The following is a 24,511-nucleotide window of genomic DNA, read 5'->3' as shown; positions in this document are numbered from 1 at the left end:
CCCCTGCTAGCCCGCGGAACGTGGACGATACGCCCCCCTCACCCTTCGCATGGCCCGCCTTCCGGGCCTTTTTCGTGGCCAAGCTGGGATCGACGCTGGCGCAGATCATGATGGTGGTGGTGATCGGCTGGCAGGTCTATGATCTGGCCCGTCAGACGCTGCCCATCCGCGAGGCGGCCTTCCTGCTGGGGCTGATCGGGCTGGCGCAGTTCCTGCCCGTGTTCCTGCTGAGCCTGGTGGTGGGCGTGGTGGCCGACCGCATGGATCGGCGCGTGATCGCGCGGGCCGCGATCACGCTGGAACTGCTGTGCGCGCTGACGCTGGGGGCCCTGGCGGTGGCCGGATCCACCCTGTTGTGGCCGCTGTTCGCGGTGGCGGTTGCACTTGGCGTGGCACGGGCGTTTGCGGCGCCGTCGCTGTCCGCCCTGGCGCCGAACCTTGTGCCTTCGCATGTGCTGCCCACCGCAATCGCCTGGAATTCGATCGGCTGGCAGGCCGGCGCGGTGCTGGGGCCGGTGCTGGGCGGGATCAGCTATGATCTTCACCCCGCCCTGCCCTACTGGCTGGCCGCGGCCCTGCTGACAGCTTCGCTGATCGCCCTGTTCCGGATTCCGCCGGTGGAGCTGCCGCGCTCGACCGGGGCGAAGGGGCTTTCCGCCGTGAAGGAGGGCCTGGATTATGTGCGGGGCAACCGCATCGTGTTCGGAGCCATTTCGCTGGACATGTTCGCGGTCATCCTGGCCGGGGCGACGGCGATGCTGCCCATCTATGCCCGCGACATCCTGCACGTGGGGCCGGCGGAGCTGGGCTGGCTGCGGGCCGCACCCGCGCTGGGGGCGGCGCTGGTCGCCTTCTGGCTGACGCGCAACCCGCTGGGCGGGCGCGTGGGACAGAAGATGTTCGTGAATGTGGGGCTGTTCGCGCTGGCGACCGTGGCCTTCGGGCTTTCGACGATCCTGTGGGTTTCGATCGCGAGCCTGGTGGTGCTGGGTGCGGCGGACATGGTTTCGGTGTATGTGCGATCCAGCCTGATCCAGCTGCACACCCCGGATTCGATGCGGGGGCGGGTTTCATCCGTATCCCTGCTGTTCGTGAGCGCCTCCAACGAGCTGGGGGAATTCCGCGCCGGGGTGATGGCGGCCGCGATCGGGCCCGTCGCAGCGACCGTGGGCGGGGGTGTGCTGGCCCTGATCGTGACGATCCTGTGGGCGCGGCTGTTCCCGGAGCTGAGGGATGCCGACCGGCTGGACGTGCCGGAAAATCTGAGAGACTGAAGGAGAGACCGATGCGCGCTGCCAACATTCTGGAAACAATCGGAAACACGCCGCACATTCGGGTCGCGCGGCTGTTTCCCGGCGCCGACGTGTGGATCAAGAGCGAACGGCAGAACCCCGGCGGATCGATCAAGGACCGGATCGCCCTGGCGATGATCGAGGATGCGGAAGCCACGGGCGCGCTGAAGCCGGGCGGCACCATCGTGGAGCCGACGAGCGGCAACACCGGCATCGGTCTGGCCATGGTGGCCGCCGTGAAGGGTTATCGGCTGATCCTGGTGATGCCGGAAAGCATGAGCCTGGAGCGGCGCCGGCTGATGCTGGCCTATGGCGCAAGCTTTGACCTGACGCCGCGCGAAAAGGGCATGAAGGGCGCGATCGCCCGCGCGCAGGAAATCGTGTCGGAAACGCCCGGCGCGTGGATGCCCCAGCAGTTCGAGAATCCGGCCAATGTGGCGGTGCATGTGCGGACCACGGCGCAGGAGATCCTGAACGACTTCCCCGAAGGCCTGGACGCCATCATCACCGGCGTGGGCACCGGCGGCCACATCACCGGCGTCGCGCAGGCGCTGAAGGCGAAGTGGCCCACCCTGAAGGTGTTCGCGGTGGAACCGACGCTGTCCCCGGTGATTTCGGGCGGCCAGCCTTCGCCACACCCGATTCAGGGCATCGGTGCGGGCTTCATTCCCGGCAATCTGCATACGCAGCTGCTGGACGGGGTGATCCAGGTGGCCCCGGACGACGCCAAGGAGATGGCCCGCCGCGCCGCGCGTGAGGAAGGGATGCTGGTGGGCATTTCATCCGGCGCGACGCTGGCGGCGATCGCGCAGAAGCTGCCCGAGCTGGGGGCTGGCGCCAAGGTTCTGGGCTTCAACTATGATACCGGCGAGCGCTATCTGAGCGTGCCGGACTTCCTGCCGGAGTGACCGGCCCCGCCCGGCGTCAGCCCCTGTCGCCGGGCGGCTTCATCCGGCGACGAGGGTGAGGAGGACCATTTCAGGCGGGACATTGATGCGGAGCGGCAGCCAGCTGGTGCCGACCCCGGATGTGACGAGGAGCGGCCATCCGTTCAGCTGACAGAAGCCGCGCCGGCACAGCGGCTCGCCCAGCCTCCATTCCCCCGGCGAGCCGAGGAACGGCAGCAGGATCTGACCGCCATGGGTGTGGCCCGCGAGCGCCAGCACCGACCTTCCGGGTGGGGGCCTGTCGTAGGCGAGGGAATCGCCCTCGTGGCGCAGCAGCAGCAGCGGCTTGCGCGGCGGCAGATCCTTCAGTGCGGCGTGGAGATCCGCGCCGTGCATCGTGGAGTTGACGCCCGCGATCAAAAGCGGGCCCGCATCGACCTGTTCGTTGACCAGCAGGCGGGGCCCCGGCTGGGCGGCGAAGACGATGGGGCCCCATTTCCCGTTGTCGTGATTGCCGAGCACCGCGAACACACCGAGCGGCGCGGACAGCGCAGCGAAGGGGCGAACGGCGGGTTCCAGATGCGGGCGGCTGCCGGCATCGAGCCCCTTCCCGCCGATGTAATCGCCCGCGAGCAGGATCAGATCCGGCTTCAGCGCATTGGCCTGGGCGACGATCGACGCAAGCCGTTCGGCCGGCATGTCGGGCCGGCCGTAGTGCGTATCCGAGAACAGCAGGACCGTCAGGCGCGTGCCCGGCGGCAGCCCCTTCAGCACATATTCGTGCCGCACGATGACGGCCGCGCGGGTCGCCCCCCAATAGCCCCAGCCGATGAAGCCCAGCGCGAGCGCCAGACAGACGCCCAGCGCCCGCGCTGCAAGCTTCATCCGGCTGCCGTTGTCATTCGGCGGCCTGCGCCTGGCTCCATCCCAGCACCGCCTTCACTTCCAGGAATTCGGTGAAGGCATGATCGCCCCATTCGCGGCCGTTGCCGGATTGCTTGTAGCCGCCGAAGGGCGCCATGAAATCGGGGGCGGCGCCGTTGATGTTGACCTGCCCGGCCCGAAGCCGCAGCGCGACCTGCCGCGCTTCGTCTTCCGGACCCTGCACATAGGCGGCGAGGCCATAGACCGTGTCATTGCCTTCGCGGATGGCATCCTCGAGCGTGTCATACGGCAGCATGGCGAGGACGGGACCGAAGATTTCCTCGCGCGCGATCGTCATGTCGTTGGTGACATCGGCAAAGACGGTGGGCTTCACATAATAGCCCTTTTCCAGCCCTTCCGGACGGCCCGGACCGCCGGCGACGAGGGTTGCGCCTTCGTCGATGCCCTTCTGGATCAGCGCCTGGATCTTGTTGAACTGCACTTCGGAGACGACAGGGCCGATCACGCTGTTGCCGTTGGGATCGCCAACCGTAATCGCTTCCGCTGCGGCTTTTGCGATCGCCTTGGCCTGTTCCATCTTGGGGCGCGGCACGAACATGCGCGTGGGCGCGTTGCAGCTCTGGCCCGAATTCAGCATCATCGACTGGATGCCGCCGCCGACGGCCGTTGCGAGATCGGCCGAGTCCAGCACGATGTTCGGGGATTTGCCACCCAGTTCCTGGCTGACGCGCTTCACCGTGGGCGCGGCATTGCGCGCCACCTCGATGCCGGCGCGGGTGGAGCCGGTGAAGCTGACCATGTCGATCAGCGGATGGCTGGAGATGGCGGCGCCGACTTCGGGACCATCGCCATTGACGAGGTTGAAGACGCCCTTGGGAACGCCGGCTGCGTGCATCACTTCCGCGAACAGGATGGCGTTGAAGGGGGCCACTTCCGATGGCTTCAGGATCATGGTGCAGCCGGTGGCGATGGCCGGGGCCACCTTGCAGGCGATCTGGTTGATCGGCCAGTTCCAGGGTGTGATGAAGCCGCAAACGCCGATCGGTTCCTTCACGAGGTGGGTGGTGCCCCTGTCTTCCTCGAACCGGTAATCCTTCAGGATGGCCATCGCCGTCTGGAAGTGGGCGGCGCCAAGGCCGGCCTGATACTGGGTGGCGAGCCAGGCGGGGGCGCCCATTTCCTCGGTGATGGCAGCGGCGATGTCGGCATAGCGCTTCTGATATTCGGTCACGATTGCGCCCAGCAGATCCAGCCGTTCCGCGCGGGTGGTGCGGCCGAAGCTTTCGAAGGCGGCATAGGCGGCTTTCGCGGCGCGATCGACATCCGCGGCAGAGCCCATCGCGATGCGGCCCATCGGCTGTTCGGTGGCCGGGTTGATGACATCGAGCGGCTTCACGCCGTTGACGGGATCGACCCACTGGCCGTCGATGTAGAATTTCAGTGCCTCGCGCATGTCACTCTCCCAAACTTGTGCGGGGCTTGATGTAGGGCCTGTAGCGGCCCGCGAAAACGCCCAACAAAGAGGGGGTCGTCTTGGCAGCGGGGCGGCTGGCCGTTAGGTAATGATGTAACCTTACGCAGGAGTGACGAAGAAGATGCGGATTGCCACCCTTGGACTGCTGATGATTGCGACTGCCCTTTCGACGCCGGCCCTGGCGCAGGATCGGCCCGCCGGGCTGGTTGGCAGCGGCGTCGCCCCTTCGACCCGCGAGAACAGCCCCCAGCGGCCGATCCGCTTCGCCGCGACGGTTCCGGCCGGCGCGGCGCTGATCGTGCCGGTGCGCGCGCCGCTGGACCTTTCGGCTTCCGGGCTGCCGGCCGCAACGGCGGCGGCGGTGACCGCGGCCGCGAAGGCCGCCCGGTTCGAGGGCAAGCCCCTGACGACGCTGAAGCTGCACGATGTGGGCGGGCACCCCGTGATCCTGCTGGTCGGGACCGAGGCGATTGCGCAGCCGAAGGAAGCCGCTCTGGCGGATGCGGCCGGCAAGGCGATGCTGGCGCTGCGCGACGAGCCCGGGGAGATTGCGATCCTGGCGGGCGGACTGCCGGCCGGATCTGCCCCCTATCTGGCCTATGGCGCCGCACTGGCGGACTATCGCTATGACCGGCTGAAATCCGAACCGAAGGCGCGGCCATCGACCCCCGTGGTGGTGGTGACGGCCGAAACCGGCGCCGCGGCTGCCTATGCTGCGGATCTTGCCCATGTGGCGTCCGCCGTGCGCTTCACGCGGGATCTGGTGACGACGCCGGCGAACGAACTGTATCCGGAAAGCTTCGTGGCCGCCGTTCAGCGCGAGCTGAAGGGCGTTCCGAACGTGAAGGTGACGGTGCTGGACGAAGCGCAGATGCGCGCGCTTGGGATGGGCACGCTTCTGGGCGTTGGCCAGGGATCGCGCCGGCCCGCACGCCTGCTGGCGGTGGAGTATCGCGGCGCCGGCGACACCGCCCCCGTCGCGCTGGTCGGCAAGGGCATCACCTTCGACAGCGGCGGCAACTCCATCAAGCCCGCATCGGGCATGTGGGAAATGAAGGGCGACATGTCGGGCGCGGCGGCCGCGATCGGCGGGGTTATTGCGGCGGCGAAGCGCGGCGCGAAGGCCAATGTGATCGGCGTGGCGGCACTGGCGGAGAACATGCCCGGCGGCAGCGCACAGCGACCCGGTGACGTGGTGCGGACGCTGAACGGCAAGACGGTGGAAGTGATCAACACCGACGCCGAGGGACGGCTGGTGCTGGCGGACGCCAACCAGTGGACGATCCGGCAATACAGGCCGGCCGCGCTGGTGAATATCGCCACGCTGACGGGTTCCATCGTGGCAGCGCTGGGCGAGGAGTATGCCGGCCTGTTCGCCCGCAACGAGGACCTGGCCGCACGCGTGACAAAGGCCGCGTCCGGCGTGGGCGAGGATGTGTGGCGCATGCCGCTGCATCCGAGCTATGCCGAGGACATGGCCAGCGAGATCGCGGATATCCGGAACGCGAAGGAAGGCGGGCGGGCCGGTGCCGGGACAGCCGCGCATTTCATCAGCTTCCTGACGCCGGAGCCCACGGCCTGGGCGCATATCGACATGGCGGCGATGGACCGGGCCGAGAGCGACCTGCCGACGGTTCCGAAGGGGCCGCGCGGCTATGGCGTGCGGCTGTTCGACCAGCTGGTGCGATCCTACGAGAGGTGACGAAGAAAGGGCGGCCCCGCGAGGGACCGCCCTTTCCGTTTCCGCAGGGTTGGAACTTGTGGCCGGCTTCAGGCCGAAACGGCAACCGAGCGCCGGCGGCGGGCGGCAACGCCCACGAACCCGAATCCGGCGATCAGCATTGCCCACATGCGCGGTTCGGGAATGATGTTGAAGCTGATGGAATCCAGCCGGTAACCCTGCCCGCGATCCCCGTTGTAGAGGATGTCGCCGGGCACCCGCGTGGTGAAGACATACTGGGTGAAATTGCCCCAGGGATTTTCGAAAGTGAGGCGCGAGGTGCGGCCGTTGACGGTGCTGTTGATGACCGAAGCGGCGCCATCGAAACCGGACCGGATCGTGCCGGTGTTGACGAGCGGGACGAAGCTGCCGTCTTCGTTCACGCCATAGAGCATCATCGTGTCGTTCTTGTCTGCCGCGGAGAGCCGGAGGCCACTGATTTCGAACGGACGGCTGGCCGTAAGGACAAGCGCCTCGCGGCGGTTCGCCTGGTTGGTATCGATCTGGTTGCCGGCCCCGCCACCGGCAACGCCGAGGCCGGGCGAGGTGATCGAGACGGACAGCGGAGCACCGAGCGACCACAGGCCAGCGAGCAGGGACGGATCGCCGGTGAAGCGTGCAGCGGTGAAGGTGAAATCCACCCCTTCGGCCGATCGGGTGACGCTGCTGGCGGTGCCGGACGGGCCGCCCAGCAGAACGGTGACCGCGGACGCAGGCGTCGCTGTGGCGAAGGATGCAGCAAGGGTGACGACCGCCAGTGCGGTGAAGGATTTCAGCATCGGTGCGACCTCTGTTTTTTATGCCCCGGGCCTTTTCCGCAGACCCCTTTTTCAAGGGCCTCAACGGGTTCGACCATGAAGTTAGGGCAATGTGTAACCGAGTCGCATTAAGATTACCAGACCCCCAGGGAAAAATTGTGCAGTGCAAAAACGCCTTTCTTATCAGGGGTTTTCGCCATCTCCTTCCGGCGCATCCTTGAGGTTGAGGCCGTGCCGCAGCATCAGGGGCACCTGCGCCAGTGCGAACAGGAACGTCAGCAGCGTATCCCCCCAGATCTTGAAGTGCAGCCAGACATCCGTGGGGAAGAATCGCCAGAGAAGTTCGTTCGCGGCGGCGAGAAACAGGAAGAACAGCGCCCAGCGCCGGGCCAGCAAGGTCCAGCCGGTGTCGCTGAGGCCGTGGAAGGCCGAGCCGAGCAGCGAGCGCAGATAGTTGCGCCCGCGCAGCAGGCCGAAGGCAAGCACGCCCCCGAAGATCAGGAACACGATGGTCGGCTTCATCTTGATGAAGGTTTCATCATGTAGCCACAGCGTGAGGCCGCCGAAGACGCCGACGAGAACGGCGGAAAACCACGTCATTGCCGGAATATGCCGCGTGAGCACCCAGGCTGCGGCCATCGCTGCGGCTGTCGCTGCCATGAAGGCGGCGGTTCCGACATAGATGTCCCAGCGGGAATAGGCGGCAAAGAAGATGATCAGCGGACCAAGATCGACGGCGAGCTTCTTCCAGCCGTCGAGTTCACGCCGGGCTGCCCCGACTTTGGGTTGATCGGTCAAGTTGTCAGGCTCCTGTGAGCGCGTTCGCGAAGCTGCGGGCATCGAAGGGGCGCAGATCCCCCAGACGTTCCCCCACGCCGATCGCGTGGATGGGCAGGCCGAACTTCTCGGCCGCAGCGACGAGCACGCCGCCACGCGCCGTTCCGTCGAGCTTGGTCATGACGAGGCCGGTCACGCCGGCGACTTCGCGGAAGATCTCGATCTGGCTGAGGGCGTTCTGGCCCGTCGTCGCATCCAGCACCAGGATCGTATCATGCGGGGCGCCAGGTTGCTGGCGGCCGAGCACGCGTCGGACCTTGGCGAGTTCGTCCATCAGGCCGGCCTTGTTCTGGAGCCGGCCCGCCGTATCGACGAGCAGCACATCCCGGCCCGACGCGCGGGCCTGTTCCATCGCGGTGAAGGCAAGGCCCGCCGCATCGGCATCCGGCTTGCCGGAGATGACGGGGATGGCGAGGCGATCCCCCCAGACCTTCAACTGCTCGACGGCGGCGGCGCGGAACGTGTCTCCGGCTGCCATCATCACGGCGTAATCGTCTTCCTGGAAGTTGTGCGCGAGCTTGGCGATCGTCGTCGTCTTGCCGGTGCCGTTCACGCCGACGACCAGGATGGTGTGCGGGCGGGGAAAGGCGGTGACGAGGAGCGGCTTTGCCAGCGGCGCGAGGATGGCGGCGATTTCGTCCGCCGCCACCTGCCGCACCCGCGACATGTCGATCTCGCCGGCGAGCCGGGCTTCGGCCAGCTTCGAAACGATGCGCGCTGCGACCGCAGGGCCGAGATCGGCCGAGATCAGCGCCTCCTCGACCGATTCCAGGTCTTCCGCCTCGATCCGGCCGCCGCCGACCATGAAGCTGAGATTCTGCGCCAGCTTTTCGGACGAGCGGGTGAGGCCCGAGCGCATCCGGGCGAGCCAGCCCGTCTTTTCCGTGACGTCGTTCATTCGGCGAGCAGTCCGTTTTCGAGATGGGTGGGCGTCAGCCGCACGAGGGAACCCCTGGGCCGGGGGACGGCGTAGCGCAACCGCAACCCGTGTGCGGTAAGCCCCTGCCCGCCTTCGCTGACCGTGTCGACCGGCTTTCCGACGAAGGCAGCGGTGAAACCGGCGAGCCGGTGGGCGGCTTCGGCCCGCAGTTCGGCGGCGCGGGCCTTCGCCACGGCGGGCGGCACCAGCGGCATGCGGGCAGCGGCCGTTCCGGGGCGCGGCGAATAGGGAAAGACATGGGCCTGGGCGAGACCGCAATCCGCAAACAGAGACAGGCTGTTGGCGTGGGCTGCCTCCCCCTCTGTCGGGAAACCGGCAATCAGATCCGCGCCGATTGCGATACCTGGGCGGATGGCGTGCAGGCGCTGCGCAAGGGCGATGGCATCGGCGCGGCTGTGACGGCGCTTCATGCGCTTCAGGATGAGATCGTCGCCCGATTGCAGCGAGAGATGGAGGTGCGGCATCAGCCGTTCATCGGCCAGCGCTTCCAGCAGGGCGGCATCCGCTTCGGCAGCATCCAGTGAGGACAGGCGAAGGCGGGGAATGGCCGTCTGCGCGAGGATCGCCTGCACCAGCCGGCCGAGCAGGGGGCGGCCGGGGAGATCCTGACCGTAGCTGGTCGTATCTATTCCGGTCAGCACCACTTCGGCCACGCCCTGCGCGGCGAGTGCCGCGATGCGGTCGACAACGGTTTCGAGAGAAACCGAGCGCGAGGGGCCCCGCGCGAGACGGGTGACGCAGAAGGTGCAATCATGATCGCAGCCATCCTGCACGGCGACAAAGGCGCGGGACTGGCGCGTGACAGGCGGCTGCGCGTGAAGCCGTCCTTCCTTTCCCCACGCATTCACGTTCAATTTCAGAGCATTGGGAATGATTGTTGCCACATCTTTGAAGCGCCGGGGTTCCAGCGTGGCGGCGCAGCCGGTGACATAGACGGGGCCTTCGGCCGCCGCCGTGCGGGCGGCCGCGCGGGCGTCGCGCACGGCTTCCGCCGTGACCGCGCAGCTGTTGATCACGGTGGCCCCTTCGGGCGCGAGCGCGGCCAGCGCGTCACGCTCGGCAAGGTTCGAGCGGCAGCCGTGGATGACGACGCGGGCCGTCAAAGCTCCGTCTCTCCGCGAAAGCTGGTGGCGACGGGGCCTGTCATGCCAAGGGTCCCGTGCGGGGTTTCGGCGATCACGAGATCGCCGCCCGGCAGGCTGATGATGACGCGGCTTTCGACGAGGCCCCTGCGGCGGGCGGCCGCGAAGGTGGCGCAGGCGCCGGTGCCGCAGGCGAGCGTGAGCCCCGCGCCCCGTTCCCATACGCGCAGGCGGATGTGGGAACGGCTGAGCACGGTGGCAACGTTCACATTGACCCGTTCCGGGAAGATCGGATCCTGCTCGATCTCTGGCCCCAGGGTTTCGAGCGGGACCGCAGCTGTGTCTGCCACGAAGAAGACGACATGGGGGTTGCCCATGCTCAAGGCGACAGGGCGTTCCAGTTCGCCCCAGCCGACCGGCATGTCGGCGCTATCCATTGCATAGGCCAGCGGAACTTCGGCCCAGCCGAAACGGGGGGCGCCCATGTCGACGGTGACGCCATCGGCCGCGGCGGCCGCGGAGAGGAGCCCGCCACGCGTTTCGATTGTGGCGGCCCCGCCCAGCAGGTGGGCGACGCAGCGAGTGGCGTTGCCGCAGGCACCGGATTCGCTGCCGTCCGGATTGAAGATGCGCATGAACACATCCGCCTTGTCAGATGGTTCCAGCAGGATCAGCTGGTCGCAGCCGATGCCCCGGTGCCGATCCGCCAGGCGGCGCACACGTTCCGGCGGCATGGCAAGCGCCAGTTGCCGGGCATCGAAGATGGCAAAATCATTGCCGGCCCCGTGCATCTTCAGAAAGGCGGTCGCCATGGGCCATGCATCTATGGGCGCTGGGGCCTGCTTGCAATGGAGGGCGCATTTCTGTTGCATCGCAGCGGGCGCGGCGGTAATGCGCCCGGCCTTGGGAGCCTGGCCATCTGGCCGGCCGACATGGGAAGCCGGATACGCAAACCGCAGGGAACCAGGGTGGCCAGCCTGTCTCTTTCGACTGAACAAAATGTCGAGGATGTCGCCGCGGTGCTGGCTGGCGCGCTTTCGCTTGCCGACGATGTGGCCGCCGGGCTGACGCGCGACACACTGCTGTTCGGCAACCTGCCAGAACTGGATTCGATGGCGGTGGCGACCGTGCTGACGGCGCTGGAGGATCGCTTCGGCATCCTGATCGACGATGACGAGGTTTCCGGCGAGCTGTTCGAGAGCGTGGGAACGCTGGCGAACTTCGTGGCGGCGAAGCTGGCGGCGGCCTGATCCGCCTGGTTTCGGACCCCGGCTAAATGCCGGGCGGGTGCAATGATTTTCCACTTTACATGGGGGGGCACTGACCCCATATGCGCGCCCGCTGCCCCATGGGACTTCCACCGCAAGGCAGTCGAATCTGAAACTGCACCCCGGAGGTCCCTTGAATTGCACAACCATCATAACGCGCTTCGGGTAGCGAACGAGCTGCAACCGGCAGCTCCCGTCACCCTTGTCCGTCCTGATGCTGCCCTCGATGCGGCGCGCTTCTTCGCTTCGGAATTTCCGGGCAAGAGCTTTTATGCCGTGAAGGCGAACCCTTCGCCGCACCTGATCGAGACGCTTTGGGAAGGCGGTATCCGCCATTTCGACGTTGCCTCCATCGCCGAGGTTCGCCTGGTGCGCGAGGTGCTGCCGGACGCCGTTCTGGCATTCATGCACCCGGTGAAGGCCGAGGAAGCGATCGCCGAGGCCTATCATGTGCATGGCGTGCGGATCTTCAGCCTGGATACGCATGAGGAACTGGCGAAGATCGTCCGCGCCTGCGCGACGGATGGCGTACCGGCGGCCGACCTGACGCTGTGCGTGCGGCTGAAGGTTTCCTCTGGCTATTCGAAGCTGAGCCTCGCTTCGAAATTCGGGATCGGCGTGGCCGACGCCCCTGCCCTGCTGCTGGCGGCGCGCCAGGTGGCGGATTCGCTTGGCATCTGCTTCCATGTGGGATCGCAGGCGATGAGCCCTGCGGCCTATGCCGACGCCATGGCCTTCGTGCGGGCGGCGATCGTGGAAGCGGGCGTGACCGTGGACGTGATCGACGTGGGCGGCGGCTTCCCCAGCCGCTATCCGGGCATGGAACCGCCGAGCCTGGAAACCTATTTCGCGGTGATCGAGCGGGCCTATGAGTCGCTGCCGGTTTCCTATTCCGCCGAGCTGTGGTGCGAGCCGGGCCGGGCGCTTTCCGCCGACTATGCCAGCGTGCTGGTGCGGGTGGAGAAGCGACGCGGCGAGGAACTTTACATCAACGACGGCGCCTATGGGTCGCTGTTCGATGCCGCGCATGTGGAGTGGCGCTATCCGGTGCGACTGGTGCGCGCGGATGCCTCGGAAGCGGAGCTGATGGACTATTCCTTCTATGGCCCGACCTGTGACGACATGGATCATATGAAGGGTCCGTTCGCTCTGCCGGCGGATGTGAAGGCGGGCGACTATATCGAGATCGGCCAGCTGGGCGCTTACGGCCAGGCCATGCGCACCGGTTTCAACGGCTTCGGCGCGGGCGATACCGTGATCGTGACGGACTCGCCAATGACGAGCCTGATCCCGCAAGGCGGCATCGCGACCGTTCCGGCAAATGTCGTGCCGCTTGGAGTTGTCGCGCGCGTCTGAGCGCGTCATCAAGGTTTCATTGTTTTTCCCCACCGCTTCGGCGGTGGGGTTCAATTCCTGTTGGAGACGAACATGAGCGAGCAAGCAAACGCGCAACGGAAAGCAGAGCTACTGTCGAAGAAGGTCGAGCATATCGACATCCGCAGCTTCGACGCCCGGCCGATCATCGACCAGATGGCGAACATGAGCTTCACAAGCCGCGATCTGGCGCGCGCGACCGGCATCTACAACCAGATGCTGTCCGATCCCGATTGCACCGTGTGCCTGGTGATCGCCGGATCCACTTCGGCCGGCGGCTGCATGGATCTGTATGCGGAACTGATCCGCAACAACATGGTGGACGTGGTTGTCGCCACTGGCGCCACCATCGTGGACATGGATTTCTTCGAAGGCCTTGGTCACAAGCATTACCAGGCACTGGAAGTGCCGGACGACGACACGCTGCGGTCGCTCTATATCGACCGCATCTATGACACCTATATCGACGAGGAGCAGCTGCAGGACTGCGACTTCACGATCAACAAGATCGCCAACTCGCTGGAACCGCGCGCCTATTCCAGCCGCGCCTTCATCCGCGAGATGGGGAAGTATCTGGCGGAACATGGCAAGAAGGAGAACAGCCTCGTCAAGCTCGCCTATGAGCATGACGTGCCGATCTTCTGCCCGGCGTTCGTGGACAGCTCGGCCGGATTCGGACTGGTTAAGCACCAGGTGGACCGTGCGAAGGAAGGCCAGCCCTATATGGTGCTGGACGCCATCGCCGACTTCCGTGAACTGACCGACATCAAGATCAAGGCGGGCGAAACCGGCCTGCTGATGATCGGCGGCGGCGTGCCGAAGAACTTCATCCAGGATACCGTCGTCTGCGCCGAGATCCTGGGCCATGAGGATGTGGCCGTGCACAAATATGCCGTGCAGATCACCGTCGCCGACGTGCGTGACGGCGCCTGCTCGTCCTCGACCCTTCAGGAAGCCGCCAGCTGGGGCAAGGTTTCCACCGCGATCGAGCAAATGGTGTTCGCGGAAGCGGGCAGCGTGATGCCGCTGCTGGCGAGCGATGCCTATCATCGCGGCCACTGGAAGGGCCGGGCGAAGCGCGGCTGGGCCAAGCTGTTCGCCTAAGGCGGCATCTGACCTGACAAAGGGCCCCACCTCCCTTCCGGGGGCGGGGCCCTTTTTCGTTCAGTCCAGAAGGGGCAGCGGACTTTCAACCTTCAGATCGTGCATCATGCCGAGATAGGCATCGAGATAGCCCTTGTGGCTGGCCCCGGTGATGACAAGAAGGCGGCTGCCGGGATCGAGAGCCGCGACTTCCCGGATGTTGGCGGCCATGCGCAGGTTCCGGGTTTCCCACCAGCCGAGGTAGCGGCGGCCGGACAGCTGCGGACTTTCATGGCGCATGGCGGCGCCGAAATCCGTTTCGAAGGCGCGCGCGGCTTCTGCGGGATCGTTGTAATGGCGATACATGGCGAGCGTTGCGGCCGGGCTGCCGAGTTTCGCCTCGACCGCCTTTGCGACCGCCAGCCGCGCATCGAGCGCGGGGCCGGACCAGATCTGTTTCATCGCGGCCTCGAACCCCGGATCATAGGACGTGGCGACAAGATCCGCCGTATGGTCGTCCATCATCCAGACCCGTTCATGCCCGAGCCGGGCTGCGACGACGGGGGCGAGCAGATAATTCTCGTTCCGGCGGGTGATGGTTTCATCGAGCAGTTTCACGAGCCCGGGTGTGAGGCCATCGGCGGCGACCCGTTCGGCCCGGGAGAGGCGCAGCCACTGGACAAGCGCCGAGGGCCGTTCACCAGCGGCGAGGAAAAGAAGGGCGAGCCGCCGGCGATCGGCCGGCGACGGTTGCTGCGGCCAAGCCTTCAACATCTGCGCGGCGGCGGCCAGCGCGGCCGGGCCGTCCTGCCCGGCGGCGGCCTGCGCCTCTGCCGGATCGAAACAATATTGGTCTGCGAGATCAGCAGGATAAAGAGCTGCGTGGCGGCGAAGCTGATCGCACTGCAGGCCGGACAGGCCTTCGATCGCGATCCTGTCTGGCTTCCAGGCGGCCAGCCTGTCGATGAGGGGGGCAAGGGAATCCGGGTGGAAGCTTTCGGGCAGTCCCGAGAGGTGCGGCGACCCCAGCACCATCACGGCGGTCGGCTGACCGGCGAGGGGCGCCCGGTGCTGGCGCGGATCGAACTGGCCGGCAACGGCGGGCGACAGGCTGGCGAACAACAGGCCGCCCAGCATGGCGGCGAACGGGGCATGGTTCATCAAGATTCCTCCAGCCCTCTCTCGGCATGGAGGTTAGCAACGGTGCGGGTGGCTGGAAAGAGCGCGGGCGAACCCCCCGAAAGGGATTCGCCCGGCTTTCCGACCCAGAACTGTTCGATCCGCAGTCAAGCAAGGACCTGCGTGGAAGGGCGCCGGCGCCGCGCACTTGCGCTGACGAGGCCGACGCCGAGAATGAGGAATGCCCAGCTTGCAGGCTCGGACAGGGGAGCCGCCGACTGGCCGTGGGGAGCAGCGGCAAGCGCGGCGCCGGGAATGGCGGCGAATGTGGCGATGCGTGCGAGAAGAATTGCGACCTTCATGGATTTTTCCATTGTTCTTGGTTTTGTGCTGTCTGTTCTTGCTTTTTGGACCATGGATACCGGGGCATCGCCTGGACAAGCGCCATCTAGCGAAAGGCGGACGCCCTGTCTGTGAAGCAGTGTATGTAACAACATTGAAATGAAGCGCTTTTCAGGGCGGTGCGGTCACGCGCCTCAGCGACGGAACTCTGCGACGAGCTCCACGTGCGTCGACCAACGGAACTGGGCGACCGGCCAGAGCCGGCCCAGGCGGAAACCGGCCGTGACCAGCCGTTCGGCATCGCGGACGAAAGTGGCCGGGTTGCAGCTGACGGCGGCGACCGTGCGGATGCGGCTGGCGGCGAGCTGTTCCGTCTGTGCGATCGCGCCTGCGCGCGGCGGATCGATGATGGCCGCGTCGAAGCGGTCGAGTTCTTCGGCTGCGAGCGGTTTGCGGAACAGATCCCGATGCTCGGTGAGGAGCCGGCGCCCTGCCCTTCCGGCTGCTTCGGCGAGGGCACGGATGGCGGGACCGGCGCCGTCCACCGCCAGGACCTGCGCCGTGCGGCTGGCGGGAAGCGCGAAGGTGCCGCAGCCCGCGAACAGATCCACCACGCGCCGCGCATCCCCCAACACCGAGGTGACGGCCGAAACGAGCATGGCTTCACCATCCGCCGTCGCCTGCAGGAAGGCCGCCGGCGGCAGGGTGACGGGAACGCCGCCGAGCGTGAGGCTGGGGTTGGCGTTGGCAACCAGCGTTTCAACCCCCATCGGTCCCTCGACCGACAGGCGCGCAAGACCCTGATCGGCAGCGAAGCGGGTGAGGCCTTCGATTCGCGGCAGACTGTTGGCCTGCAGGTTGGCGAGCAGCAGATCGACGCCATTGTCCGTCAGCGTCATGGTGACGCCGATCGCGGAGCGTTCCGCCAGCCAAGGGCCGAGGAGCCCGCGCAGCGGCGGGACAAGCGCAAACAGGGCCGGATGCAGCACCGGGCATTCCGCCATGTCCACGAGCCGGTGCGCGCCTTCGGCGTTGAACCCCAGCCGGACTTCGCCATCCGTGCGGGTGGCGCGCATGGCGGCCCTGCGGCGCGTGCCTTCCGGAGAGACATGAACGGGCATCAGCTGTTCGGGCGCGATCCCCGACCGGGCAAGCGGCGCAAGAACCCTGTCCCGCGCGAAGTCCGCGATCAGGCGGTCCGACACATGCTGAAGCTGGCAGCCGCCGCAGGTGCCGAAGTGGCGGCATCTGGCCTCGACATGATCGGCGCCGTGCAACAGGCTGCCATCCGGGAGGAGCCGATCGCCCGGCACGGCGCCGGGCACGAACCGCCCGTCTGCGGCGACCCCATCCCCGCGTGCGGCGAAACGTTCGATCAGCACGCTTTGCAACGCGTCCGTCATGTGGGAGAGGGAACCTATGCTGTTGGCGTTAACGATATGAAAAGGAATATGCGACCGTGGGGAGACGCGGCATGATGAAGAAGATCATCCTTTGCCTGACCCTTTCGCCCGCCCTTCTGGCGGCCTGTGCCCCTGCCCCCCTGTACACGTCAAGCGGACTTCAGCGCGGCGCGGTGACCTGGGGCGAGATTCCACGCGACGCGCGCGGGGAACCGGTGTGGGCCGTGATTCGCCCCCTGCCTAGACAGGAGATGGCAGACGCGCCCGCCAGCCGCCAGGCAGGAACGCAAGAAGGCGACGCCGAAGCAACGCCCATCCCGCCGAAAGCATGATGAGAAAAGCGCCAAGGATCAATGCCGTGAGCCCGAACCCGGCGGCAACCTGACCGGCGGCGAACAGGCCCTGAAGCGCGAGAAGCACATAGACCAGCGCCGACACGAGCAGCGCCCGCCTGTCGATCACCAGGGCAAGCGTGGTGAGCGCCACATACAGCAGCAGGACGATGACGGCGGCGTCCGGGCCCGACCCCGGTTCCAGAACGCCCGTGACCTTGAATACCGGGTGGACGATCAGCGGGGCCGCCAGAAGGTGCAGCCAGAAGGCGATATCCGTGCTGCGCGTGAGACGATCCCGATCGCGCATGTCGTAGGCCATTGCGCCCGCGAAGATGGCGAGGCCGGCCAGAAAGGCCGCCGCCTGCATCGCCGGGCCGGACGGGACGAGCGCGCCGACGAGCGCGATGAACCCCACGGCCAGCGCCCCGGCCCCGGCCGCGAGCGTGATCGGCACGCGGAAGCGCCGCCAGTGCAGCGCAGCCGCAGCCGCGCCAGCCAGTCCGGCGACCATGAGCGGGGCAAAGGCCGCGGTAACCTGCCCCTGCGCCCAGATCTGCTGCGCCGCTCGGCCCCAGTGGCCGCCTGCGGTGATCGCCATGAAGGTGCCGGCGAAGGCCGCACTGACAAAGGCCAGCAGCAGGATGATGGACGGAAGCGCCATGCGCCGCCGACGGGTGAAATATTCCGCAAGCCCCCAGCTGACGATCGCCAGGGCAACCGCCGCCGCCAGGCCGGGCAGCAGCGCCGGGATCGCCCCCAGCACCAGCAGGCAGGCCAGTGTGACGAAGATGTCGTTGAAGCCGGTGAGAAGCCGGAAGCTTTCGTTATCCGGCCCAGCACCCTGCAGGCGGGCCCGCGCGAAGCTGATCAGCCTGTCCCGTGCGGGTGCATCGATGACGCCGGCTTCGACTGCGGCGTCGAGATCTTCCTTGCGGATGTCCATGGGACGGAGATTTGCGACCCATGCCGTGCAAGTCAACCGCGCTGCCACGCGGCAGTGCGCCTTTTGCGGGTGGGGCGCGGGCGCGCCTTGCAGTTTGGCCGCCAGCGGCTAAGTCTGACCAACGAAAAGCTGGAGCCGGGTCGATGCAGTTCCTGAAGGGCGTTTGGACTTTCCTTGTGGGTGTGAAGGACGCGCTGGTCCTTCTGTTCCTGCTGCTGCTGTTCGGCCTGCTGTGGGCCAGCCTGTCGATGCGTGCGCCGACTGTCAGCGTGCCTGACGGCGCTGCGCTGGTAATCGACCTGGACGGCCTGCTGGTGGACGAAGCGGCGGAGCCGGCGCCCCTGGCGCTGCTGGGCGGGCAGGACATCATCCCCGAAACCGAGACTCTGGCGCTGGTGCGCGCCATCGACAAGGCGGCCGACGATCCGGCGATCCGCATGATCACCCTGAACCTGGACGGGTTCATGGGCGGTGGCCAGGCCAATCTGGAAAGCGTGGGCGCCGCGCTGAAGCGCTTTCGCGCGAAGAACAAGGAAGTGGAGGCCTGGGCAACCGCCTATACCGATTCCGGCTATTATCTGGCGGCGCATGCCGGCAGCATCGGGATTTCCCCCATGGGGGCCGTGGCGCTGACCGGGCCGGGGGGCAGCAACCTCTATTTCAAGGACGCGCTCGACAAGCTGAAGGTGAATGTGGAGGTGTTCCGGGTGGGCACCTACAAGAGCTTCGTCGAGCCATTCACCCGCAACGAGGCATCCCCCCAGGCGAAGCAGGCGGACCAGCAGCTGGCGAATGACCTGTGGGCGACATGGCGCACAGCCGTTCAGCGCGAGCGGCAGGAACTGGACGTCGCCGCGACACTGGCCAGCTGGCCCGAACGCGTGCGTGGCGCGAACCGGAGCCAGGCCGAGCTTGCGAAGGACGCGGGGCTTGTGGATGTGGTGATCACCGAGAGCGCCTGGAACGCGAGCCTGAAGGAACGGCTGGGCGACGGCGACGAGCCGGACCGGCCCGGCGACTACAGGCGGATCGATGTCCGCGATTACTGGGCGGCGCGAAGGCCGGTGGCCGAAAGGGGCGCAGCGGTGGCCGTGGTGCATGTGGCCGGCTCCATCGTGGACGGCGACGCCCCTGCGGGCACGGCCGGCGGCAGCAGCATCCGCCGCCTGATCGAGGATGCGGTTGCCAACGACGATGTGAAGGCGATCGTGGTCCGCGTGGATTCGGGCGGCGGATCGGCACTGGCCTCTGACGAGATCCGTCAGGCGATGCTGGAGGCGCGGGCGCGGAAGCTGCCGGTGGTCGCGAGCTTCGGACCTGTGGCCGCAAGCGGCGGCTACTGGGTGGGTACGGGCGCCGACACCATCTTTGCCAGCCCGGCGACGGTGACAGGTTCCATCGGCGTGTTCGGCGTGCTCCCCACCTTTGAAGCAACGCTGAAGCAACTGGGCGTTTCCACCGACGGCGTGACCACAACCCCCTTTTCCGGCCAGCCCGATGTGGCCGGCGGCCTGAACGACGCGACCCGGGCACTGATCCAGGGAGGCGTCCAGGATATCTACCAGCAGTTCCTGACGATCGTGGCCGGCGCGCGCAAGATGCCGGTGGCCGAAGTGGCACCCATCGCGGAAGGGCGTGTCTGGTCTGGCATGCGGGCGAAGGAGCTGAAGCTGATCGACCGGTACGGCGACCTGCCGGCGGCCATCCGCGAGGCGGCGCGGCAGGCCGGGCTGAAGGGGGAACCGCGGATCCTTGTGATGCGGCAGCCGCAGCCCTTCTTGGTGCAGATGCTTTCGAAACTGACCGGCGGAAGCACGGCGCCTGCGCAGGACGCCATGGCCCGTGCCGTGGCGATTTCCCGGATGCGGGCGGCGGCGCAGGTGGAAGCCGCCATCGCCGTGGCGAAAGGGCCGACCGTGCAGGCCCATTGCCTGACCTGCACGGGTTATTCCGTGCCGGCCGCGTCGGCGGCGCGCACGGACATTCCGGCCATCGTGAAGTCCCTGCTTGCAGACTGAGGGCCTTCGCCGGGGGATCGGGCCGCTGGGGGCGGCGCTGATCTCGTTCAACGGCATCGTGGGGGCCGGCATCTTCATGCTGCCGGGCCTGGTGCACGCCGAATTCGGCGCGTTCGGCCCATGGCTGTTCCCGGTGTTCGGCCTGGCGATGCTGCTGATGGTGCTGCCGCTGGCGGCGGCCGCCGCCCGTTTCGACATCAGTGGCGGGCCAGTCGCCTATGTCGGCACGGCCTTCGGCCCCTTTGCCGGCTTTCAGGCGGGCTGGCTGTACACGCTGGCCAAGCTGACGGCGCTGGCCGCCAACGCGAATGTGTTCGCCTCCTATTTCACGGGTCTGCTCCCTTCGCTGAATGCCGCCCTGGCCGGGCCGATCGTGATCCTGCTGCTGATCGGGACGCTGGTGGCGGCGAATGTGGCGGGCGTGAAGCAATCCGTGCGGTTACTGGGCGCTGTTTCGGTGGCGAAGGTGGTGCCGGTGCTGCTGCTGGTGGCGGCAGGGCTGTGGCTGTTCGGCCCGGTGCCGATGCCGGGCGCCCTGCCCGCCTTATCGAAGGTGGAGGCAAGTGCGCTGATCCTGCTGTACGCCTTTGTCGGGTTCGAGAATGTGCTGGTGCCGGCTGGAGAGACGCAGGACGCCAGGCGGACGATCCCGCGTGCCCTGGTGCTGACACTGATCCTGACGACCGGTTTCTACGTGCTGATCCAGTTCGGATTCCTGACGGTGGACCCGCCTTCCAGCAATGACGCGCCCATGATTGCCTTTGGGAACAGCGTGGCCGGTGCGGCCGGCGCGACGATCGTGGCGCTGGCGGTGCTGGCCTCTCTGGCGGGGAACCTGCACGGCAACATCCTGTCGTCGCCCAGGCTGCTGTTCGCCATGTCGGAGCGCGGGGTTCTTCCGGGCTGGTTCGGACGGGTGAGCCCGCGCTTTGCGACGCCTGCGAATGCAATTCTGGCCTTTGGCGGCGTTGCGTTGCTGATGGCGCTGACCGGCAGTTTCGTGTGGCTGGCCGTGCTGGGAACGATTGCGCGGTTGTTCCTGTTCCTGCTGGTCTATGCCAGCCTGCCGAAGCTGCGCGCCGATGCCGGGGAGCGGCCGCTGCCGCCGGTCGGGCTGTCCGTGGTGCTGGCGCTGGCGACGCTGCTGTGCCTGTGGGCGGTTTCGCAGACAGAGCGGGACGCCTGGATCATGCTGGCCGGGACGGCGCTTGTCGGCTCAGCCCTGTATCTGTTGGCCCGGCGGCGCCGCTGAGCCGGGCGGACGATGGGCGGATTCAACCCGGGTGGATCGGAAGCTTCCATCCACGGGCGATGGCGCCGGCGCGGATCACGAAGGCGCTGGCTGCCCCTGCCCCGCCGGCGATCCAGCCGTTGAGACCCGCAAATGTGGCGAGGAGAACGGTGACACCCGCGCCGACGATGGCGGCGGTGACATAGATTTCGCGCTGGAGCAGGATGGAGGGCTGGCCCGCCACGATGTCGCGCAGGACGCCGCCGAACGTCGCCGTGATCACGCCCATCAGAACGGCAGGAACCGGATCGATGCCGAAGCTGAGCGCCTTCAGAGAGCCGAAGGCGCAATAGGCGGCGAGGCCGACAGCATCGAGCCAGCGCAGCGGCTTGCCGGGCCATTGTTCGGTGCGCAGAATCCAGACGGCGATGGTGGCGACGAGGCAGACGGCGAGAAATCCGGCCTCCCCAATCCAGAAGACCGGCGCGCCGATTAGCAGATCGCGGATGGTTCCGCCGCCCATGCCCGTCATGCCAGCGAAGAAGGCGCAGGTGACGATGTCCTGCCGGGCGCGGGCCGCGACAAGGGCGCCGGTGACGGCGAAGATTGCGACGCCGAGATAATCGAGCGCGATGAAGATGCGCCGAAGCTCCTCGAGCGCGGCGGGCTCCATCAGATGTGGATCGGCTTGCCCGTGACCGCCATCGCGGCTTCCTTCAGCGATTCCGCGTGCGTCGGGTGGGCGTGGCAGGTGAGCGCGATATCTTCGGAGGACGCGCCCATCTCCATGGCGAGCGCCGCTTCGGCGATCAGCGTGCCGGCGAGCCGGTTGACGATCCAGACGCCCAGGACGCGATCCGTCTTCGCGTCGGCGATGATCTTCACGAAGCCGTCGGTATCCTGGTTCGCCTTGGCGCGGCTGTTTGCCAGGAAGGGGAATTTGCCGACGCGGATTTCACCCTTTTCCTTCGCGGCTTCTTCCGTGAGGCCGACGCCTGCGATTTCCGGCATGGTGTAGACGACGGACGGGATCACATCATGGTTCACATAGCCGGCGAGGCCAGCGATGTTGTCCGCGACGGCGAGCCCTTCATCTTCCGCCTTGTGGGCGAGCATGGGACCGGGCGTGACGTCGCCGATGGCCCAGATACCGGGAACGGCGGTGGCGAAGTGGTGATCCACCTCGATCTGGCCGCGCGCGTTGAGAGCGAGGCCGGCCTTTTCGAGCGCAAGGCCTTCGGTGTTGGGACGACGCCCGATGGAGACCAGCACGACATCGGCTTCCAGCGTGGTGGCGTCGCCGCCGTCGGCCGGTTCCAGTGTGAGCGTCGCGCCGGACTTTCCGGCCTTCACCGAGGTGACCTTGGTGGAGGTGCGGAACTCCATGCCCTGCTTCTTCAGCAGCTTCGCGGATTCCTTTCGGACTTCGCCGTCCATGCCGGGCAGGATCTGGTCGAGATATTCGACGACGGTGACCTTCGCGCCCAGGCGACGCCAGACCGAGCCGAGCTCGAGGCCGATCACGCCGCCACCGATGACGACGAGGTGGCCGGGCACCTTCTTCAGGCTGAGCGCGCCTGTCGAATCGACGATGACGCCCTTGTCATTGTCGATCTCAGCGCCGGGCAGCGGCGTGACGGAGGAACCGGTTGCCACGACGATGTTCTTCGCGGTGTAGTTCTTGTCACCGACCCTGATGCTGTTCCGTCCTTCGAAGCTCGCGTGGCCCTTCAGCCAGTCCACCTTGTTCTTCTTGAACAGGAAGGCGATGCCATCCGTCAGGCCCTTCACGGCCTTGTCCTTCGAGGCGAGCAACTCGCCATGGTCGAAGCTGGCGCTGGCGGTGATGCCGAATTTCTTCAGATGCCCGGCCGAGACTTCCTCATAGAGTTCGGACGCGTGCAGCAGCGCCTTCGATGGGATGCAGCCGACATTGAGGCAGGTGCCGCCCAGGGTTTCCCGGGATTCGACACAGGCCGTCTTCAGGCCGTTCTGCGCGGCACGGATCGCGGCGACATAGCCGCCGGGGCCTGCACCGATAATGATCACGTCGTAGCCGGCTTCAGACATCAGTCCTGCTCCTAAGCAAGTTATCCAGAAAGCCTGTCCAACCCTCAGGTTCTGGATATCGATCCTTCAACGCCCGAGCTTGCTCAAGCGGAAGAGAATGAAAATACTCGATGAACCGATACAATGCTTCTTCACCATCACCCATGCGCCATCCGATCGAACTCACCGGAAGATCTGGCAGCACAAGCCAAGGGGGCGGCACTTCGTCCATCAAAGGTCGATGACGAGGCGCGTGGGATCTTCCAGCGCTTCCTTGACGCGCACCAGATAGGTGACAGCCTCGCGGCCATCGATCAGGCGGTGATCATAGCTGAGCGCCAGATACATCATCGGCCGGATCACGATCTGCCCGTTCAGGACGACGGGACGATCCTCGATCCTGTGCATGCCCAGCACGCCCGATTGCGGCGGGTTGAGGATGGGCGTGGACATGAGGCTGCCGAACACGCCGCCGTTGGAGATGGTGAAGGTGCCGCCCTGCATCTCTTCCATCTTCAGCTTGCCGTCGCGGGCGCGCTTGCCGAAGTCCGCGATTTCCAGCTCGATCTGGGCGAAGCTCTTGGCCTGGGCGTCCTTCAGGATCGGCACGACAAGGCCGCCCGGGGAGGAAACGGCAACGCCGACATCGAAGTAATTGTGGAAGACGATCTCGTCGCCTTCGATCCGGGCGTTCACGCTGGGAACATCCCGGGCGGCCAGCGCACAGGCCTTCACGAAGAAGGACATGAAGCCGAGCCGCACGCCATGCTTCTTTTCGAACGCATCCTTGTAGCGGTTGCGGGCGTCCATCACGGCGGTCATGTCCACGTCGTTGAACGTGGTGAGCATGGCCGCGGTATTCTGCGCCTCTTTCAGACGGCGCGCGATGGTCTGGCGCAGGCGCGTCATCCGGACACGCTCTTCGGTGCGGGCCGCGACGGGGGCGGCGGCCGCCGGAGCCGGAGCCGGGGCACCCTTCACCTTCGCCGTGCCGGCCTCGATGGCGGCGAGCACATCGCCCTTCGTCAGACGGGAATCCTTGCCGGTGCCGCTGATGCTGGCGGGATCGAGATTGTAGGTATCGAGCAGCACGCGCACGGCGGGCGCGATGGCTTCATAGGCCGGAGCCGGAGCGGACGGCGGAGCGGCAGGCGCCGGTGCGGCAGCGGCAACAGGCGCCGGAGCAGCGGCGGCAGGGGCCGCCGCCGGAGCCGGAGTTGCAGCGGCGGTGGCGCCGGCTTCCATCGTGGCGATCACGGCACCGACGGTGACAGTGTCGCCCTCCTTGAATTTCAGCTCGGTCAGAACGCCGTCTGCCGGGGCGTTCACCTCGACCGCGACCTTGTCCGTTTCCAGGCTGACGATCGGCTCGTCGGCCTTCACGGCATCGCCTGCCTTCTTCAGCCACTGGCCGATGGTCGCTTCGGTGACGCTTTCACCCAGCGCCGGAATCACAACGTCCATTGTCGTC

Annotated in this window: 23 protein-coding genes; 8 read left to right on the top strand and 15 right to left on the bottom strand. The window is 66.7% G+C overall.

From position 1 onward, the window contains the following. Positions 1–20 precede the first annotated feature (20 nt). A complete protein-coding gene (locus ACW9TV_RS09265; RefSeq protein WP_494303196.1) occupies positions 21–1,274 on the top strand; it encodes an MFS transporter in 1,254 nt (417 codons plus the stop codon). Between the two features lie 11 nt (positions 1,275–1,285). Beyond that, the gene (gene cysK, locus ACW9TV_RS09260; protein WP_494303195.1) at positions 1,286–2,200 is read left to right on the top strand and encodes a cysteine synthase A; all 915 of its coding nucleotides are present in this window, start codon (positions 1,286–1,288) and stop codon (positions 2,198–2,200) included. Positions 2,201–2,239: 39 nt separating this feature from the next. Here the strand turns inward: cysK and ACW9TV_RS09255 are convergent, their stop codons facing one another. Continuing rightward, positions 2,240–3,064: a metallophosphoesterase gene (locus tag ACW9TV_RS09255; protein ID WP_494303194.1), complete on the bottom strand. Its 825-nt coding sequence runs from the start codon at positions 3,062–3,064 to the stop codon at positions 2,240–2,242. Positions 3,065–3,077: 13 nt separating this feature from the next. Further along, positions 3,078–4,517, bottom strand: a complete 1,440-nt coding sequence (locus tag ACW9TV_RS09250) for an aldehyde dehydrogenase family protein (RefSeq protein ID WP_494303193.1) — start codon at positions 4,515–4,517, stop codon at positions 3,078–3,080. Between the two features lie 169 nt (positions 4,518–4,686). On the opposite strand from ACW9TV_RS09250, the gene ACW9TV_RS09245 reads away from it, so the two are divergent. After that, on the top strand, positions 4,687–6,240 hold the full coding sequence (locus tag ACW9TV_RS09245) for a leucyl aminopeptidase family protein (protein WP_494303192.1): 1,554 nt from the start codon (positions 4,687–4,689) through the stop codon (positions 6,238–6,240). A gap of 68 nt (positions 6,241–6,308) precedes the next feature. Here ACW9TV_RS09245 and ACW9TV_RS09240 read toward each other — a convergent pair whose 3' ends face one another. The 5 genes from ACW9TV_RS09240 to dapF form a co-directional block, all read right to left on the bottom strand. Next, positions 6,309–7,037 carry a PEPxxWA-CTERM sorting domain-containing protein gene (locus tag ACW9TV_RS09240; RefSeq protein WP_494303191.1) on the bottom strand — a complete coding sequence of 243 codons (729 nt, stop codon included), beginning with the start codon at positions 7,035–7,037 and terminating at the stop codon, positions 6,309–6,311. A gap of 162 nt (positions 7,038–7,199) precedes the next feature. Beyond that, positions 7,200–7,814, bottom strand: coding sequence for a septation protein A (locus ACW9TV_RS09235; protein ID WP_494303190.1), 615 nt, complete (start codon positions 7,812–7,814; stop codon positions 7,200–7,202). A 4-nt stretch (positions 7,815–7,818) separates the two neighbouring features. Beyond that, complete coding sequence (ftsY, locus tag ACW9TV_RS09230) at positions 7,819–8,751, bottom strand: signal recognition particle-docking protein FtsY (RefSeq protein ID WP_494303189.1); 933 nt, start codon at positions 8,749–8,751, stop codon at positions 7,819–7,821. Continuing rightward, positions 8,748–9,896, bottom strand: a complete 1,149-nt coding sequence (locus tag ACW9TV_RS09225; RefSeq protein WP_494303188.1) for a radical SAM protein — start codon at positions 9,894–9,896, stop codon at positions 8,748–8,750. Before ACW9TV_RS09225 ends, ftsY begins: the two co-directional genes overlap by 4 nt. After that, positions 9,893–10,687, bottom strand: a complete 795-nt coding sequence (gene dapF, locus ACW9TV_RS09220; protein ID WP_494303187.1) for a diaminopimelate epimerase — start codon at positions 10,685–10,687, stop codon at positions 9,893–9,895. The genes ACW9TV_RS09225 and dapF overlap by 4 nt, the downstream gene beginning before the upstream one ends. Before the next feature lie 165 nt (positions 10,688–10,852). On the opposite strand from dapF, the gene ACW9TV_RS09215 reads away from it, so the two are divergent. The 3 genes from ACW9TV_RS09215 to ACW9TV_RS09205 all read left to right on the top strand — a co-directional run bounded on the left by ACW9TV_RS09215 (position 10,853) and on the right by ACW9TV_RS09205 (position 13,621). Continuing rightward, on the top strand, positions 10,853–11,125 hold the full coding sequence (locus tag ACW9TV_RS09215) for an acyl carrier protein (protein ID WP_494305071.1): 273 nt from the start codon (positions 10,853–10,855) through the stop codon (positions 11,123–11,125). Positions 11,126–11,281: 156 nt separating this feature from the next. Then, positions 11,282–12,499, top strand: a complete 1,218-nt coding sequence (locus ACW9TV_RS09210) for a type III PLP-dependent enzyme (protein ID WP_494303186.1) — start codon at positions 11,282–11,284, stop codon at positions 12,497–12,499. Positions 12,500–12,571: 72 nt separating this feature from the next. Continuing rightward, positions 12,572–13,621: a 1,9-bis(guanidino)-5-aza-nonane synthase gene (locus ACW9TV_RS09205; protein WP_494303185.1), complete on the top strand. Its 1,050-nt coding sequence runs from the start codon at positions 12,572–12,574 to the stop codon at positions 13,619–13,621. Positions 13,622–13,681: 60 nt separating this feature from the next. Here ACW9TV_RS09205 and ACW9TV_RS09200 read toward each other — a convergent pair whose 3' ends face one another. From ACW9TV_RS09200 to ACW9TV_RS09185, 4 genes are all read right to left on the bottom strand, one after another. Continuing rightward, positions 13,682–14,761 (bottom strand): DUF5694 domain-containing protein, encoded by a 1,080-nt coding sequence (locus tag ACW9TV_RS09200; RefSeq protein WP_494303184.1) that lies wholly within the window; start codon positions 14,759–14,761, stop codon positions 13,682–13,684. 125 nt (positions 14,762–14,886) lie between these two features. After that, positions 14,887–15,135 (bottom strand): hypothetical protein, encoded by a 249-nt coding sequence (locus tag ACW9TV_RS09195; RefSeq protein WP_494303183.1) that lies wholly within the window; start codon positions 15,133–15,135, stop codon positions 14,887–14,889. A gap of 120 nt (positions 15,136–15,255) precedes the next feature. Next, positions 15,256–16,464, bottom strand: coding sequence for a class I SAM-dependent RNA methyltransferase (locus ACW9TV_RS09190; RefSeq protein WP_494303182.1), 1,209 nt, complete (start codon positions 16,462–16,464; stop codon positions 15,256–15,258). A 240-nt stretch (positions 16,465–16,704) separates the two neighbouring features. Continuing rightward, positions 16,705–17,742 (bottom strand): hypothetical protein, encoded by a 1,038-nt coding sequence (locus tag ACW9TV_RS09185; RefSeq protein ID WP_494303181.1) that lies wholly within the window; start codon positions 17,740–17,742, stop codon positions 16,705–16,707. 143 nt (positions 17,743–17,885) lie between these two features. On the opposite strand from ACW9TV_RS09185, the gene sppA reads away from it, so the two are divergent. Continuing rightward, the gene (sppA, locus tag ACW9TV_RS09180; RefSeq protein ID WP_494303180.1) at positions 17,886–19,760 is read left to right on the top strand and encodes a signal peptide peptidase SppA; all 1,875 of its coding nucleotides are present in this window, start codon (positions 17,886–17,888) and stop codon (positions 19,758–19,760) included. Next, the gene (locus ACW9TV_RS09175) at positions 19,750–21,012 is read left to right on the top strand and encodes an APC family permease (RefSeq protein WP_494303179.1); all 1,263 of its coding nucleotides are present in this window, start codon (positions 19,750–19,752) and stop codon (positions 21,010–21,012) included. The genes sppA and ACW9TV_RS09175 overlap by 11 nt, the downstream gene beginning before the upstream one ends. Positions 21,013–21,034: 22 nt before the next feature. Here ACW9TV_RS09175 and ACW9TV_RS09170 read toward each other — a convergent pair whose 3' ends face one another. From ACW9TV_RS09170 to odhB, 4 genes are read right to left on the bottom strand one after another with little or no spacing between them, the layout of a single operon-like run. Further along, positions 21,035–21,664 carry a trimeric intracellular cation channel family protein gene (locus ACW9TV_RS09170; protein ID WP_494303178.1) on the bottom strand — a complete coding sequence of 210 codons (630 nt, stop codon included), beginning with the start codon at positions 21,662–21,664 and terminating at the stop codon, positions 21,035–21,037. Further along, a complete protein-coding gene (lpdA, locus tag ACW9TV_RS09165) occupies positions 21,664–23,061 on the bottom strand; it encodes a dihydrolipoyl dehydrogenase (protein WP_494303177.1) in 1,398 nt (465 codons plus the stop codon). The genes ACW9TV_RS09170 and lpdA overlap by 1 nt, the downstream gene beginning before the upstream one ends. Next, positions 23,054–23,272, bottom strand: coding sequence for a hypothetical protein (locus ACW9TV_RS09160; RefSeq protein ID WP_494303176.1), 219 nt, complete (start codon positions 23,270–23,272; stop codon positions 23,054–23,056). Before ACW9TV_RS09160 ends, lpdA begins: the two co-directional genes overlap by 8 nt. Further along, entirely contained in the window at positions 23,272–24,504 is a 1,233-nt protein-coding gene (gene odhB / locus ACW9TV_RS09155) for a 2-oxoglutarate dehydrogenase complex dihydrolipoyllysine-residue succinyltransferase (RefSeq protein WP_494303175.1), read from the bottom strand. The genes ACW9TV_RS09160 and odhB overlap by 1 nt, the downstream gene beginning before the upstream one ends. Between the last annotated feature and the right edge of the window lie 7 nt (positions 24,505–24,511).

Source organism: Sandaracinobacter sp. T42 (assembly GCF_059115405.1).
Note: the sequence above shows the minus strand (reverse complement) of the source record. Positions and strands in the feature narration are given on the sequence as shown.